The sequence below is a fragment of the Halobacteriovorax sp. RT-1-1 genome (assembly GCF_047085455.1).
Classification (GTDB): Bacteria; Bdellovibrionota; Bacteriovoracia; order Bacteriovoracales; family Bacteriovoracaceae; genus Halobacteriovorax_A.
In genome coordinates this window covers 903,907-918,309 of sequence record NZ_JBKIXZ010000001.1, presented here as the reverse complement: position 1 = coordinate 918,309, position 14,403 = coordinate 903,907, and the positions used below count along the sequence as shown (strand labels likewise).

General features: G+C 36.0%; 15 protein-coding genes. 8 read left to right on the top strand and 7 right to left on the bottom strand.

Going from position 1 to position 14,403, the window contains the following annotated elements; translation table 11 throughout:
- Window positions 1–147: 147 nt before the first annotated feature.
- The 3 genes from ACMAWV_RS04565 to clpS all read right to left on the bottom strand — a co-directional run bounded on the left by ACMAWV_RS04565 (window position 148) and on the right by clpS (window position 3,690).
- A complete protein-coding gene (locus ACMAWV_RS04565) occupies window positions 148–603 on the bottom strand; it encodes a histidine biosynthesis protein HisIE (RefSeq protein WP_103216466.1) in 456 nt (151 codons plus the stop codon).
- A gap of 379 nt (window positions 604–982) precedes the next feature.
- Complete coding sequence (gene clpA / locus ACMAWV_RS04560; RefSeq protein WP_103216465.1) at window positions 983–3,316, bottom strand: ATP-dependent Clp protease ATP-binding subunit ClpA; 2,334 nt, start codon at window positions 3,314–3,316, stop codon at window positions 983–985.
- A gap of 17 nt (window positions 3,317–3,333) precedes the next feature.
- Complete coding sequence (gene clpS, locus ACMAWV_RS04555; protein ID WP_255407607.1) at window positions 3,334–3,690, bottom strand: ATP-dependent Clp protease adapter ClpS; 357 nt, start codon at window positions 3,688–3,690, stop codon at window positions 3,334–3,336.
- A 204-nt stretch (window positions 3,691–3,894) separates the two neighbouring features.
- On the opposite strand from clpS, the gene ACMAWV_RS04550 reads away from it, so the two are divergent.
- The 6 genes from ACMAWV_RS04550 to ACMAWV_RS04525 all read left to right on the top strand — a co-directional run bounded on the left by ACMAWV_RS04550 (window position 3,895) and on the right by ACMAWV_RS04525 (window position 8,479).
- Window positions 3,895–4,314: a TerB family tellurite resistance protein gene (locus tag ACMAWV_RS04550; protein WP_412469858.1), complete on the top strand. Its 420-nt coding sequence runs from the start codon at window positions 3,895–3,897 to the stop codon at window positions 4,312–4,314.
- Between the two features lie 51 nt (window positions 4,315–4,365).
- Window positions 4,366–5,115, top strand: coding sequence for an SH3 domain-containing protein (locus ACMAWV_RS04545; protein ID WP_392991008.1), 750 nt, complete (start codon window positions 4,366–4,368; stop codon window positions 5,113–5,115).
- A 103-nt stretch (window positions 5,116–5,218) separates the two neighbouring features.
- Complete coding sequence (locus ACMAWV_RS04540) at window positions 5,219–5,737, top strand: FxsA family protein (protein ID WP_103216462.1); 519 nt, start codon at window positions 5,219–5,221, stop codon at window positions 5,735–5,737.
- A gap of 9 nt (window positions 5,738–5,746) precedes the next feature.
- Entirely contained in the window at window positions 5,747–6,967 is a 1,221-nt protein-coding gene (gene ilvA, locus ACMAWV_RS04535) for a threonine ammonia-lyase (RefSeq protein WP_412469859.1), read from the top strand.
- 8 nt (window positions 6,968–6,975) lie between these two features.
- On the top strand, window positions 6,976–7,959 hold the full coding sequence (locus ACMAWV_RS04530; RefSeq protein ID WP_412469860.1) for a succinylglutamate desuccinylase: 984 nt from the start codon (window positions 6,976–6,978) through the stop codon (window positions 7,957–7,959).
- Window positions 7,960–7,975: 16 nt separating this feature from the next.
- Complete coding sequence (locus ACMAWV_RS04525) at window positions 7,976–8,479, top strand: NADPH-dependent FMN reductase (RefSeq protein WP_103216459.1); 504 nt, start codon at window positions 7,976–7,978, stop codon at window positions 8,477–8,479.
- A gap of 36 nt (window positions 8,480–8,515) precedes the next feature.
- On the opposite strand, the gene ACMAWV_RS04520 is transcribed toward ACMAWV_RS04525, so the two are convergent.
- A complete protein-coding gene (locus ACMAWV_RS04520) occupies window positions 8,516–8,986 on the bottom strand; it encodes a hypothetical protein (RefSeq protein ID WP_103216458.1) in 471 nt (156 codons plus the stop codon).
- Window positions 8,979–10,268 carry a hypothetical protein gene (locus ACMAWV_RS04515; RefSeq protein ID WP_412469861.1) on the bottom strand — a complete coding sequence of 430 codons (1,290 nt, stop codon included), beginning with the start codon at window positions 10,266–10,268 and terminating at the stop codon, window positions 8,979–8,981. Before ACMAWV_RS04515 ends, ACMAWV_RS04520 begins: the two co-directional genes overlap by 8 nt.
- Window positions 10,269–10,458: 190 nt before the next feature.
- On the opposite strand from ACMAWV_RS04515, the gene ACMAWV_RS04510 reads away from it, so the two are divergent.
- Window positions 10,459–11,334 carry a trypsin-like serine peptidase gene (locus ACMAWV_RS04510; protein WP_412469862.1) on the top strand — a complete coding sequence of 292 codons (876 nt, stop codon included), beginning with the start codon at window positions 10,459–10,461 and terminating at the stop codon, window positions 11,332–11,334.
- A gap of 2 nt (window positions 11,335–11,336) precedes the next feature.
- Here ACMAWV_RS04510 and ACMAWV_RS04505 read toward each other — a convergent pair whose 3' ends face one another.
- Window positions 11,337–11,810 carry a CarD family transcriptional regulator gene (locus tag ACMAWV_RS04505; protein ID WP_103216455.1) on the bottom strand — a complete coding sequence of 158 codons (474 nt, stop codon included), beginning with the start codon at window positions 11,808–11,810 and terminating at the stop codon, window positions 11,337–11,339.
- A 163-nt stretch (window positions 11,811–11,973) separates the two neighbouring features.
- On the opposite strand from ACMAWV_RS04505, the gene ACMAWV_RS04500 reads away from it, so the two are divergent.
- On the top strand, window positions 11,974–13,977 hold the full coding sequence (locus ACMAWV_RS04500) for a urocanate hydratase (RefSeq protein WP_412469863.1): 2,004 nt from the start codon (window positions 11,974–11,976) through the stop codon (window positions 13,975–13,977).
- A 34-nt stretch (window positions 13,978–14,011) separates the two neighbouring features.
- Here ACMAWV_RS04500 and ACMAWV_RS04495 read toward each other — a convergent pair whose 3' ends face one another.
- Window positions 14,012–14,266: a hypothetical protein gene (locus ACMAWV_RS04495; protein ID WP_103216453.1), complete on the bottom strand. Its 255-nt coding sequence runs from the start codon at window positions 14,264–14,266 to the stop codon at window positions 14,012–14,014.
- Window positions 14,267–14,403: the final 137 nt, after the last annotated feature.

The window sequence follows — 14,403 nt, the reverse complement described above, 5'->3', positions numbered from 1 at the left end:
TTGAGTTCTTTTTATCGTAACAGCTGTAAAATCTGGCGATAATATGGTCTTTTTTTAGATGTTTTTAGGTGGAATGTAAATAGATTTGAAAATAAGAAGGCCCGCTATAAGCGGGCCCACTCATTATTGAATTAAGAAAAGTGCTTCTTACTTCTTTTTAGCAACTTTTTTTGTAGCTTTCTTAGCAGCTACTTTTTTAGTCGCTTTTTTTGCAGTTGCTTTCTTAGCTACTTTTTTTGTAGCTTTCTTTGCAACTTTTTTTGTAGCTTTCTTAGCAGTTGCTTTCTTAGCTACTTTTTTCGTAGCTTTTTTAGCTACTTTTTTTGTAGCTTTCTTAGCAGTTTTCTTTGCTGCTTTCTTTGCTACTTTCTTAGTTGCTTTCTTTGCTACTTTTTTAGTAGCTTTCTTTGCAACTTTCTTAGTTGCTTTCTTTGCTACTTTCTTTGTAGCTTTCTTAGCAACTTTTTTCTTAGTAGCTTTTTTAGCTACTTTTTTTGTAGCTTTCTTTGCAGTTTTCTTTGCTGCTTTCTTAGCTACTTTTTTTGTAGCTTTTTTAGCTACTTTTTTCTTAGTTGTCTTTTTAGTAGTTTTCTTAACTGCCATTGACATCCTCCTGGTTTTTTCAATACTTATGTTTATGGTAAACATAATTTTATTTGTGTGCAAATAAAAAATTACTTTTTGATAAGCATAAGCATCTTTTTTATTTCCCTATGTTCTTTTTTAACTTCGGATTAAATTTGAAATTACTTTACATTATTTTTAAAGAAAACGTCGAAACGAGCCGACAGCACGGCTTTTCATAAAAAGATAAAACATTCAAATCTTCCTGATAGACGTTAGTTTCGAGCTTACTCTTATAAAAAAATTAAGCGAAATTTTTTTTCATTTTTTTTTCAAAGAATAAGCAAAAACTGCCCTTTCAGGGCAGTTTCATCATTTAAAAAATGTAAGTTTGATTGTTTTTAGAATGTTAAAAAGATTAGAATTTCAATTTTAAGTCATCATTTTCAACGACGACTTCTATTTTTCCACCTTGAGTTAGACTTCCGAATAAAACCTCAGTAGAAATTGGCTTCTTAAGCTTCTGATCTATGATTCGAGCGATTGGTCTAGCACCCATTTTCTCATCAAAACCATTTTCTGCTAGCCAAATTTTTGCATCTTCACTTAAAACGATCTCAATATTCTTGGCCGCTAACTTAATTTCTAGTTGTGAAACGAATTTTTCAACAATTTTAACAATGTATTCTGTAGAAAGTTTCTCAAAATGGACAATTCCATCCAAACGGTTACGAAATTCTGGGCTAAAAAAGTTCTTAATGGTCTGATCTCTCTTTCCAATATTCTTTGAAGATGTCTTGGCAAGGCCAATAGAGCCACTATCCATCTCTTTTGCACCAGCATTTGTAGTCATAATAATGACTGTATTAGTAAAGTCTGTTGTTCTACCTTGTGAATCTGTTAGTGATCCATGGTCCATAACTTGTAAAAGAATATTATAAATATCGACATGGGCCTTCTCAATTTCATCAAGTAAAAGGACAGAATGTGGGTTTTTCTTAACAGCATCTGTTAATAATCCACCTTGATCATGACCAACATAGCCCGGAGGAGAACCAATTAACTTACTGACAGAATGTTTTTCCATATATTCTGACATATCAAAGCGTTCAAGGTGACAACCAAGCTGAATTGAGAGCTGCTTCGCTAGTTCTGTCTTACCCACTCCAGTCGGCCCTGCAAATAGGAAACTCGCAATAGGTTTGCCTTCATCACCAAGACCTGACTTAGACATATAGATGGCCTGTGATACTTCATCAACTGCATGATCTTGTCCGAAGATAAGCATCTTAAGATTTTTATTTAGATCCTTTAGCTTATCTTTTTCAGTAGTTTCAACTGTTATTTTTGGAATATTGGCCATTTTAGCGACAACATCCTCAATATCCTTCTTTGTAATTGAAGACTTCTTTTTATTTTCAGGTCTAATTTGGTTTAAAGCACCTGCTTCATCAATGGCATCAATCGATTTATCAGGATTTTTACGATCCATAAGATAGCGCGATGTTAAAGCAACGGCTTCTTTAATGACACTGTCTGAGATTTTAACTCCGTGATAAGACTCGAACTTTGGACGCAATCCTTTTAAGATAGCAATTGTGTCTTCATTTGAAGGCTCATCCACATCAATTTTTTGAAAACGACGATTAAAAGCAGGATCTTTTTCAATAAACTTTCTATGTTCTGCGTAAGTAGTGGAACCAATAATTCTAACAACTCCACGACTTAAGGCCGGCTTTAACAAGTTAGATGCATCCATACTACCACCAGAGGTAGCACCTGCACCCATCACGGTATGCATTTCATCGATAAAAAGTATGGCCTTCTTACCATCTTTATCTAAATTCTCTAGATCTTTGATGACACCTTTTACTCTTTGCTCAAAATCACCTCTAAATTTTGCACCTGCAACCAAGGCGGCCATATCAAGATTAAAGATAGTTGTTCCCTTTAAAATATCTGGAACTTTTTCTTCTACAATCCTCTGGGCCAGTCCTTCAACAATTGCTGTTTTCCCAACACCAGCTTCACCAACTAAAAGAGGATTATTCTTACGACGACGACAAAGAATTTGAACAATTCTTAAAGCTTCTTCTTCTCTACCAACAAGAGGATCTATTCGATTTTCTCTGGCAAGTTCATTCAAATTCACAGTGAACTTAGCTAAGAAAGAGTCGCCTTTCTTATTTCGTGATTGAGGCTCCTCGCCTTCAACATATTCAATGCGAGGAACTTCTTCTTCATCCTCAGGGCCAAGACCGTGTGAGATGGCCTTAACAATATCAAATCTTTCAATACCCTGCTTTTGAAGAGAGTAAAGTGCGAAACTTTCTTTCTCTTGGAACAGAGAAACTAATAAATTAATTCCTAATATCTGACTTTTTCCGCTTGATTGCACATGAATCGCGGCCCTTTGAATCACTCTTTGAAGTGACATTGATATTTCTGGTTGATAGACAATACCATTTTCTCGTGCCAACTCTCTTAACTCATCGTTAACGAATTGTTGTTTAGAAAGTGTTTCAATTTGATCATCTGATAGAATACTAAAATTTGAATCATCGTGGATAAATTCATTTAGCTCACTTTCAATTTCTTCAAGATCGCCACCACAATATTCAATTACTTCTCTTACATTTTCATCTGCAAGAAGAGATAAAAGAACATTCTCTAGAGTCAAATATTCATGCTTCAAAGAATTTGCTCTTTGAATTGACTCATTAATGATGGTTTCTAGCTTTTTTGACATCATTTATATTTCTCCTGTGCCTATTCAGGCTCAACAGTACAAAGCAGTGGGTGACCCTCTTTCTTTGCTTCTGACATAACCTTATTCATCTTTGTCTCAGCAACCTCGTATGAGTAGGTTCCACATACTCCTCGACCATTATTGTGGACATCTAACATTATCTTCATGGCCTCTTCTTGACTCCTGTTAAAGACATGCATCAATACCCAAATGACAAACTCCATTGTCGTATAGTCATCATTATGTAGGATGACATGATATTTTGAAGGCTTCTTTACCTTTACTTTATCTTCTAGTGCTACATCACCATCCTCTTGTGTACTAAAGATGGTATTCATTTTTCTAATGTCAATATCGCCAACTTCAAACTTATTCAAATTACTTCCTCGACTTTGCTAAATTTATTTTCTTTTTTTCCATTATCGCCTATCTGTGTTACTCTTTACAAGGTATATACGACTGAAAATCTCTAAAAAAGGTCCATAATGAACTTCTTCGAATTTTTCAAATCTCTGAAGGCCGATCACGAATCAAATTCGATTAATCAGATACATTCCTATTTAAATAAGAAATTTCCTACAATGAACGATGAAAGGAAAGTTATTATATCTTGTATTTGTGGATTACTTGCTCGTATTGCCTACTCTGATTTTCACGTTAGTCAGAGTGAGATAACGAAAATGCAAAAGATCATTACAGGAATGACTCAATTAAACTCGCAAGAAGCTGAGTTAATAACTGAATACTCAATTGAAAAAATGAAAGAGCTCTCGGGCCTTGATACGAGAAGTTACTGTAAGCCTCTTGTGGATATCATGTCTCAACAAGAGCGCTACCAAGTCCTAAAGGCCCTCTTTGCAATTGCTGCAGCTGACGGTGAAGTTGATAATGTTGAATCAAATGAGATTAGCTATATTGCCAATGCACTCGTTCTAGAAAAGAAATATTTCTTAAGCGCGCAAGCGGATGTGAAAGAGTATTTAAAAACTTTTCAAGTTTAAAACTATTCTCTACACTCTTTAAGTAATTAAAATTTATGACAAGGAAGTTTAATGAAAGAGAGTGTTGATTCTAAGAGAAATCTAGAAAACTCGTTAAAAAAAGCCGCACAATTTATGAATGATGATTTTCAAGGGAATTTCAACTTTTCAAGCCTGCTTGAAAAGAATGAGAAGAAAGCATCAAGTGGCCCTATTTCTAATCTATTACAATCCACAACACAAACGGTAATCGCCTCAGATGTTGAAACTCATGTAGCTAATATAAATAGAGAAGATAAGAAAGATAATCTCTATAAAAAGATCGAAGACCTAGAAAGAAGATTCGAAACAAAAGAAGTAAATGAAAAATTTGAAAGACTTGAGTCGCTTCTTCAATCTATTATCATTAATCAAAAGAATGTTCGTGAGCAAATTGAGATGAAGCCAGCTCAAGAAGCTGATTCTTCAAATCGCCAAAAAGATCAAAAGCCCCTTTATATAGCGGCTTCAATCATTGCGACTTCGCTATTGGTTAGTGCAATGATCTTTAAGTCTGAACCAAAGACACAAGTTATTACCAAAGAGATAGTTAAGCCAGTAGTAGCAGCTGTTGAAAAAAAATATCATACGCCAGTTAAGTATCTTAACCTTAGAGCAATCCCAAGCACAAAAGGTGAAAAACTAGAGGTTGTCGCACCAAATACACGCGTAGAAATCATAAAAACTGATGGTGATTGGGTTCAAATTGAATTCAAAAACTATCTTAAAGGCTCAACTCATAAAGGTTGGGTTTACGATTCAAAGAACTTAAAATCTATTTAATTTCAATAAGATATCAAGGGAATTTCGAGCTTTCGAAATTCCCAACCTTGACAATAATTTCTTTCATCCCATCTTATAGGTACACAAAAATAAATGAGGTACCATGTTTCCAATATTAGTAATGTTATTCACAGTTATTCCAGCAATTGAGATTTACCTACTCTTTTCGATAGGTGGTCAAATTGGTGGAGGAAATACTTTTCTACTAGTTCTGATTACAGGTGTAATTGGAGCAGCACTAGCGAAGTCACAAGGAGCGGCCCTTCTCGCAAAAATTCAAGGAGAACTTTCTCAGGGGCGAGTTCCAGCAAATAGTTTTATCCATGGACTACTTGTTTTTGGAGGTGGACTACTGCTCTTAACTCCGGGTTTTTTAACAGATGTTCTAGGTCTTTCAATGGTACTTCCGTTAACTCGCCATCTTTGGCTGATCTACCTAAAGAAGTTCTTTATGAGTTCAATCGAAAGTGGCAATGTTCAATTCTATTCATTTAAAAATGGTGGTGGTTTCTCGTCATATTCTGGCAACGCCTATAATGCTCAGGCCCGTCATGAGGGGACTAAAAATGGCCCTATTCAAATTGATGAGAACACATTTGAAGTTGATTACGAAAAGAAGTAAGATCTCCTTATGACAACAACCAATGTAACGCTAAGTGATATTCAAGATGCAAGACTTGCAATTGAAAATCGTATTATAAAAACACCACTAACCTACTCAACAACTTTAAGTGAGAAGTTTGATTGCCAGGTTTATTTAAAGCTAGAAAATCTACAGTTAACTGGAGCCTATAAAATCAGAGGGGCCCTTAATCGTCTTTCTAAGCTTACAAAAGAGGAAAAAGATAAGGGAGTCATCGCATCTTCAGCAGGAAATCATGCTCAAGGTGTTGCTCTTGCGGCAAAGCAGCTTGGGATTCAAGCAACAATTGTTATGCCAGAGTCCACTCCTCTTGCAAAAATTCAAGGAACAAAGAAATTTGGTGCTGAGGTTATCTTACACGGAAATTTCTATGATGATGCTTATCAAAAAGCCTTGGAGATTCAAAGAGAATCCGGCCAGGTCTTCATCCATCCTTTCAATGATAAAGATATTATCGCAGGTCAAGGAACTATCGGTTTAGAGATTTTTGATGAACTACCAGATGTTGATCTTGTAGCCATTCCAATTGGTGGAGGTGGCCTTATCTCGGGAATCTCAACCGCCCTAAAAGAAAGTGGTAGCCGAGCAAAAATTGTGGGCGTTGAAGCAGTTGAAATGCCAGCAATGAAAACATCAATTGAACAAGATAAAATTGTTACAATTGATAAGAGAAAAACAATTGCTGATGGAATTGCTGTAACGACAGTTCTTGATAATACATTTAATACTGTAAAAAAATATGTAGATGAAATTGTAACGGTTAAAGAAACCGAAATTTCACATGCTATTGTTACACTTCTTGAGTATGAGAAGGTTCTTTGCGAAGGTGCAGGTGCAACTTCAGTAGCGGCCCTTTTATATGATCAATTCAAGGATATTAAAGGTAAAACAGTTGTCCTCGTCGTAAGCGGTGGAAATATTGATTTAAATATCTTAGATCGAATTATCGAAAGAGGTCTTATAACTTCTGGTCGCTCATGTTCGATTATTGTCAATGTTCCAGATACGCCAGGAACAATTGCTAAAATTTCTAATATTATTGGTTCTAAACAAGCTAATATTCTTGAAATTCACCACAATAGAGCATTTACGACTAGTGTACTTGGAGAAACAGAAGTTGAATTTTCACTTGAAACCAGAGGACATCTTCATATAAAAGAAATCGTTGATGAACTAACCTCAATGGGCTTTAGTGCAAAGAGAGTCTAGGAATTCTAATGAATGAATTAAATTTCTTAAAGCTTACTCGAAAAAATGAAAACGGACTTGCGCCAAAATCATTTAATTCTAATTTTAGTGAATTTGAAATTCATGATACGGGTATTATTGAAGTTACGCCAAAGTCTATTGAGACAGATGATACTTATATTATTTCATGTGGAATTCACGGAAATGAAACGGCCCCTATCGAATTTACGAATGAGATATTAGAGAAAATATACAATGACGAGATCGTACTTACTTCCCCTACTCTTATTATCTTTGGTAATCCGAGAGCAATGAATATTGGTGAGCGTTTTAGTGAATATAATCTAAATCGCTGCTTTAACGGAGCCTATAAGAAGTTATCTGATAATTATGAAGCAAGAAGAGCCAATGTGATTGAGCAACGTTGTTATCAATTTGTAGCCAAGTATAAACAAAAACAGCTCTTTCACTTTGACTTACATTGCGCCTTAAAGAAGAGTGAAATGGAGCGCTTTGCATTAGTGCCAAAGTCTAAAGATCGTAAACGAGATGAAGAGTTTAATCTGGCCCTGGCCAATATGGAAGTTGAAGCATCTCTATTTTCACATAAAGAGTCGACGGTCTTTAGTTCGTTTACTTTCGAAAAATTCAATGCTTTTAGTGCAACAGTTGAACTTGGAAAAGTGTATCCTTTTGGCAAAAATCCAGAAGGTAAATTTAAAGCAGCACAAGAAACTATTGAAAAGCTCTTAAGTTCAAAAGAACTCGTGCAGAAACCTTTTCCTAAAGCTTTTTCAATCTATGAATCAATCAATAAAGAATATGATGACTTTAGTTTCACATTTGATGAAGAAGAGAGCGCAAATTTTACGCCTTTTAAAAAAGGACATCATATTTTTACGCAAAATAACGAAGAGTACAAAGCTCCGGAAGACAATTTACGAATGATTTTTCCAAACTCTAAGGTTATCTTAGGGCAAAGAGCATTATTACTTATAAAAGAATTAGAATAACGAATCAGGAGAGAAAATGAGTGATTTTTTAATCGTCACTTCAAGTGACGGAATGAACCTTAAGATGGCAGATAAGATTCTTGAGCTAGCACAAGAAACGGGGAAGTCATTTGAAATCGTAAAACTAAGTGACTATAAGTTACCTCTATATACAGCTGAAGAAGAAAAGAATGGAATCCCGGCCGACGGTGTAAAACTTACTGATAAATTTATCGCTGCAAAAGGATTTGTTTTCTTAACTCCGGAGTATAATGGATCAGTTACTCCTTCATTTATTAATGCAATTGCATGGATATCTCGCTCAGGTGGTGAATCTTGGCGTGAGGCATTTGTTGATAAGCCAGCAGTATTAGGAACTCACTCTGGTGGCGGTGGTCAATACGTTATTCAGGCAATGCAAAATCAACTGTCATTTATTGGTCTACATATTGTTGGACGTAAACTTCTAACAAACTACAGTAAACAATTAAATGAAGATGGTGCAAGAGATGCACTAGCTAGCCTAGTAAAGCTTGCTTAAATTTCTGATAAACAAAAAGCTCCGAAAGGAGCTTTTTTATTTCTTACATGATTTTAATAAAATTAATTTCTTTGCAGGCTCTATGACTGACGCACAACCATCACCTTGCTGTGCTCTTTTTGAGACATTAATGTAGAAACGAATGCTATCTTTCACGACACTCTTCTTCCCTTTTAAATCTTCTACATTAACAGAGTAATTTGCTTCATATGCATGAACATCTTTATCAATAAGCTTCACATCTGAAATCTTTATTGCTTTTTCTGACGTGGCCAAATATTGTAATGATTTTGGCGCATCGTAATCAGGGTCCTTATTGAAACGATAATATTTTTGATACTTTGATTTCAGACAATCATCTTTAGCACCATCTATTAACCTGATACCGCTCATCTCAATCTCTACTAATTGCGCTGCGACCTTTTTAACATCCTTATTAGATGGACAAATATCGTTAGCAAAAGCAAATTGAGCTAATATAAATGTAGCAAATAATAACCTAAACATTTTTTGCCTCTTTTAATTTGTCTTGAAGACACTGATTAATACAGCTCTCACCTTTAAGTTTTGCCGGTTCATCATAGTAGCATGCAGCGTCTTCAGAATTATGTCTTAAAATACTAAAACGTCCAGACATCATCTCATTTGAATATTCTTGTTCAGATAAAATCGCCTTACATGAGGCAACTGCTTGTGCTCTTAAATTAGCAAACATAGTCGAACGATGAGTTGCATGAGTTCTTGCATCAACTCTTGCCGGGCCATAATTCTTTAAGGCCCCACTATGAATATAAGTGAAATTAAAGTCACTGATTGTAATATCATCACATCGACCGAGTTCAGAAAACTTTCTAATGGCCAGAGGGTCTTCCCCAATCGTATCAACCATAATTACGTGGCTCCCCTTCACATTAATGATATCACCTGATCGAATTGAATATGGTAATTTAAACTTAACCGGCTTAATACATGAGTTCTTACTTCTAACAGTATCATGCAAAGAAGTTGTCGTTAGTGAACGATAGTCTCTATCGTTACTAGTAAACTTAAGCCCCTCTGCTGCATATGCTGCTGAGATGAATTCTGAACAATCAATTCCTGATGCCCTAGCACCTTCTCTTGATACCCCTTGGCCTCGAGTGAACAGGTTAATCTCATTACTGCGCAGTCCTTTACGTGAGCCATAACCGTAAACAGGTGGAACCTTAGTTGCATCAATACAACCCTCACCAGGATAGCCTGAGTCTTCATCAAGTTTTCTTAAAACCTCATGAGAACGAACCATTGCTCCTACATCATGAACAACTCTTTGCTTAAAATCTGTTCCATCGCTGAAAGTCGCTTCTTGAGTTGAAACACCACTTAAGCTAGGAGTGCGCGAATCAATAACTGTATCAATTGGCTCACATGACTGATAAATCGTTGCCAAGACTTTACGTGCTCCAATAGATCCTGTTCCAACACTTCTAACAAATGACCACTCTCGCTCATGATCAGTCATTGCACACTGTGTTCCTAGTGCACTGACATTGCCATTGATGTAATCTGTAATATCGTAAGAAGTTGGAAAGTTTGTATAATTATCAGTGAGGCCACGTAGGTCTTCATTAACACCCTGGCCTTCTTCTTCACGCACGACATCGTCTACAACATCAAGGATATCACTTTCACGTGAGACTCTCTTTGCCATTCCCTGTGCCTTTCCACTTAAAAAATCACCACTAGTTAACTGACATGATGTATTTAAGGTAGCTAAAAATATAAAAATTAAAATTGTATTTTTCTTCATAAGTCTCTCATCTCAAGGACTTATCGGCTTCTCGTCCATTGAACTTTAGACGTAATTTTAGATAGTTATAAGCAAGCATAAATAATTTACATATAATGTAAGGATTTGTAATTTTTTATTGAGGGCCCTTTTCTGTACTTTTTAATGTGTCATTGATTTAATGCGCCACTCACATAATAAGGATAAATAAATGAACTTTTCACTTGCCCTGCTAGCTGCTGTTTTTACTGTTAACTTTTCAACGATGGCCATTGATAAAGTTGTTTACGGTGAAGATAATCGCCTTGATCAATTCGAAGTAACGGATCAAAACAAATTAGATGCTCAAATGTCTACTTTAGCGATGATCCCTAAGTCTAAATTAACAAAAAAGACTGAAAACACTTACCTTGCTGATGATTCAAAAATTGAATTATGTGATGGTGAGAGATTTAATAAGCAAGTTGATGTTGCTGACTGTTCAGGCTTTCTAGTAGAAAAAGATAATAAGCAATATGTTGTAACTGCTGGTCACTGTATGACTTCAAAATCAGACTGTTACGATAACTTTTGGGTATTTGATTATTCAAAAAAATCTCCAAAAGATGATGCTAGAACAATTCTAGAAAAAAATGTTTATAGCTGTAAGAGAATTGTTGCTCAAAGACTTGGACGCACAAGTGGTGAAGACTTTGCTGTTATCGAACTTAATCGTGAAGTAACTGATCGCAAGCCTCTTGATTATCGTAAAAGAGATGAAATCCAAAAAGGTGAACAAGTATATGTTATCGGTCACCCTTCTGGTCTACCATCAAAAGTTGCTGATGGTGCATTTGTTCGCAAGGCAAATGAATGGTTTAGCTTTTCAACTAACCTAGATACTTTTTCTGGAAACTCTGGTTCAGCAGTATTCAATGAAAAGACAGGTCTTGTTGAAGGAATCCTTGTTCGTGGTGATCAAGATTATAACTATAATCCAAGAAAACAGTGCTACGAAGCAAACAACTGTCACATGAACGGTTGCGGTGGAGAAGACGTTTTCAGAATCACAAGAATTCTATTCTTAAGAGATCCAGTTCAAGACTAATTTTAAAAACTAAATTTACCATCCAAGCAAGAGTTCACTCGTTCTTTTGCTTGGTTGATATCTTCGTTAAAGACTGCCCCAACTTCCACAGTTAAATTCTCTAAAAGCATTTCTAAATACTTTGATTCGGCCGAGCCTTTGTCCGTTATCTGAAGTAATTGTTGGATATTATCAATGAACGTTTCAATATCTTGCTTTTGAATATTTGATTTAAAGAAATTAATTCGATCCTTTTTAGAATCAAACTGCCTAATCTCTCTGTCTTGCGAAAGCTTATCGAGAGTTTCTTCTAATTCTGTTGGACTACTCAATGGTCTAAACGCATCCTTCTTAACAGTTGGAATCATTGTTGTTGAACGACCTTGAGATGATTCAATAATATAAAATTCTGAACCGCTCATATCCTTGATTTCAGTAATTACGCCAACTCCAAAGTTAATCGATACTACCTCTTGTCCTATTTCTAATTTTGGCATAAATCCCCTTTCGTTAGATATGTATTATAGCACAAGTAAGTTAGAATTTCTTGAAGGCAATCTATTCGTTAATAAGCAGCGTCAATTGACGCTCAATCCTTTTTACTTCATTACATTGGTGGTATAAACCTTCTAAAATACTTTATTTTAAGGGGATTTAAGAATGAGTACTAGTAGTTTTAAAGAAGCTATATTAGAGGGTATTCCTAAGACTTTACCAAAATATAAGAAATATGAAGAGGATATTAACCACGCTCCAAAACGTAAACAAATTCTATCTCAAGAAGAAGAAAAGCTAGCGTTAAGAAATGCACTTCGCTATTTTCCAAGTGAGCTTCATGCTGAACTACTTCCAGAATTTAAAGAAGAATTAGAAAAATACGGCCGTATCTATATGTATCGATACCGCCCTGATTATAAAATTCACGCACGCTCAATTGAAGAATATCCACATAAGTCAAAACAAGCAGCGGCCATTATGTTGATGCTTTCAAATAACCTTGATTACGCTGTTGCTCAACACCCGCACGAGTTAATTACTTATGGTGGAAACGGCGGCGTTTTTTCAAACTGGGCGCAATATCTATTAACGATGCAATACCTTGCAACAATGACTGATGAACAAACGCTTGTTCTCTACTCTGGTCATCCAGCAGGATTATTTCCATCGCACAAAGATGCACCAAGAGTTGTTGTCACAAACGGGATGATGATTCCTAATTACTCTAAGCCAGATGACTGGGAAAAGTTTAATGCATTAGGAGTAACTCAATACGGACAAATGACTGCTGGGTCATTCATGTATATTGGGCCACAAGGAATTGTTCACGGAACAACAATTACTGTACTCAATGCTCTAAGAAAAATTTCTAAAGAAGCTATTACAGAAACGGCCGGAAAAGTTTTTGTTACAGCAGGACTTGGTGGAATGTCGGGAGCACAACCAAAAGCTGCGGTTATTGCAGGTTGTATTGGTGTCGTTGCTGAAGTAAATCCAAAAGCGGTTAAAACAAGACATGAGCAAGGATGGGTTGATGAAGTTTTCACTGACCTAGACGAAATCATTGCTCGCATTAAGAAAGCTCAAGAAAATAAAGAAGCTGTCTCTCTTGCTTACCAAGGTAATATTATTAACCTATGGGAGAAGATTGCAGAAAGTGATCTGCAAATTGACATTGGTTCTGACCAAACTTCTCTTCACAATCCATGGGCCGGTGGTTACTACCCAGCGGATCTTTCATTTGAAGAATCAAATGAGATGATGGCAAGTAACCCTGAACAATTTAAGAAAGAAGTTCAAAAAAGTTTAGTGAGACACGTAAACGCTGTTAACAAACTTGCGGATAAAGGAATGTACTTCTTCGATTATGGAAATGCATTCTTACTAGAAGCATCTCGCGCAGGTGCTGATATTATGAAAGAAGGAAGCACTGAAGACTTCAAGTATCCTTCATATGTTCAAGATATTATGGGGCCAATGTGCTTTGATTACGGCTTTGGACCATTTAGATGGGTTTGTACATCAAGCACACAAGAAGATCTTGATCTAACAGATGAACTGGCAACACAAGTTCTAGAAAAACTAATGCAAGAGTCTCCAAGTGAAATCACGCAACAGATGCAAGACAATATCACGTGGATTAAAGGTGCAAAAGAGAACGACCTAGTTGTTGGCTCAAAAGCACGTATTCTTTATGCTGATAGTGATGGAAGAATTGAAATCGCTCTTGCTTTCAACAAAGCACTTCGCGAAGGAAAACTAAAAGCACCTGTTGTTCTAGGTCGTGACCACCACGATGTTTCAGGAACAGACTCTCCTTTTAGAGAAACTTCTAATATCTACGACGGCTCACGTTTTACAGCAGATATGGCCGTTCAAAACTTTGTTGGTGACTCATTTAGAGGCGCAACTTGGATTTCACTTCACAACGGCGGCGGCGTTGGATGGGGAGAAGTAATCAATGGTGGTTTTGGAATGGTTCTAGATGGTAGTGAAGATTGCGATCGTCGAATCAAGTCGATGCTTTTTTGGGATGTAAACAATGGGATTAATCGTAGAAGTTGGGCCCGTAATGAAGGAGCGACTTTTGCAATTAAGAGAGCTATGGAAAAAGAGCCTCTTTTAAAAGTTACACTTCCAAATTTAGTTGATGATTCTTTATTATAAGAAAAAGAAAAGCTCCCACTATGGGAGCTTACTCTTATGCCGCAGTTTTGTAGTTTAAACTAAAGGGGTAGTAAATTTCCTGGGCATCTTTATTAATAATATCCTCGACCAAGGATATAAATTCAAATTCGTCTAGGCCATTTAATGAAGCCGCTGTCCAAATTGGCGATAATTTTTCAGAAAAAAGGTCTGCATTGAAATCTCCGTCTGATGTTGTTTCTAAATAAATCCCTTGCACCTCATTTCTTGTTTCATTTAAAAAAGTTTGTTTAAAATTGTCTTTTTGCATTCGAACGTCCCCCGTAAAGGTAAGTAACAAAGAAAAGTAACGTGTACTTTATTACTACTCATCCATTTTGCAGCAATTTTGAATTTCTAAGAATTAATTCATGCAATTCAATAAATTCAATGACTTAAATTAACTCA

What these genes read in the sequence shown, in the direction of transcription:
- ACMAWV_RS04540 (WP_103216462.1), top strand. Translation starts at nt 5,219, where the DNA reads ATGTTTCCAATATTAGTAATGTTATTCACAGTTATTCCAGCAATTGAG.
- ACMAWV_RS04525 (WP_103216459.1), top strand. Translation starts at nt 7,976, where the DNA reads ATGAGTGATTTTTTAATCGTCACTTCAAGTGACGGAATGAACCTTAAG.
- ACMAWV_RS04565 (WP_103216466.1), bottom strand. Translation starts at nt 603, where the DNA reads ATGGCAGTTAAGAAAACTACTAAAAAGACAACTAAGAAAAAAGTAGCT.
- ACMAWV_RS04545 (WP_392991008.1), top strand. Translation starts at nt 4,366, where the DNA reads ATGAAAGAGAGTGTTGATTCTAAGAGAAATCTAGAAAACTCGTTAAAA.
- ilvA (WP_412469859.1), top strand. Translation starts at nt 5,747, where the DNA reads ATGACAACAACCAATGTAACGCTAAGTGATATTCAAGATGCAAGACTT.
- ACMAWV_RS04515 (WP_412469861.1), bottom strand. Translation starts at nt 10,268, where the DNA reads ATGAAGAAAAATACAATTTTAATTTTTATATTTTTAGCTACCTTAAAT.
- ACMAWV_RS04520 (WP_103216458.1), bottom strand. Translation starts at nt 8,986, where the DNA reads ATGTTTAGGTTATTATTTGCTACATTTATATTAGCTCAATTTGCTTTT.
- ACMAWV_RS04505 (WP_103216455.1), bottom strand. Translation starts at nt 11,810, where the DNA reads ATGCCAAAATTAGAAATAGGACAAGAGGTAGTATCGATTAACTTTGGA.
- ACMAWV_RS04550 (WP_412469858.1), top strand. Translation starts at nt 3,895, where the DNA reads ATGAACGATGAAAGGAAAGTTATTATATCTTGTATTTGTGGATTACTT.
- ACMAWV_RS04530 (WP_412469860.1), top strand. Translation starts at nt 6,976, where the DNA reads ATGAATGAATTAAATTTCTTAAAGCTTACTCGAAAAAATGAAAACGGA.
- ACMAWV_RS04495 (WP_103216453.1), bottom strand. Translation starts at nt 14,266, where the DNA reads ATGCAAAAAGACAATTTTAAACAAACTTTTTTAAATGAAACAAGAAAT.
- ACMAWV_RS04510 (WP_412469862.1), top strand. Translation starts at nt 10,459, where the DNA reads ATGAACTTTTCACTTGCCCTGCTAGCTGCTGTTTTTACTGTTAACTTT.
- clpA (WP_103216465.1), bottom strand. Translation starts at nt 3,316, where the DNA reads ATGATGTCAAAAAAGCTAGAAACCATCATTAATGAGTCAATTCAAAGA.
- ACMAWV_RS04500 (WP_412469863.1), top strand. Translation starts at nt 11,974, where the DNA reads ATGAGTACTAGTAGTTTTAAAGAAGCTATATTAGAGGGTATTCCTAAG.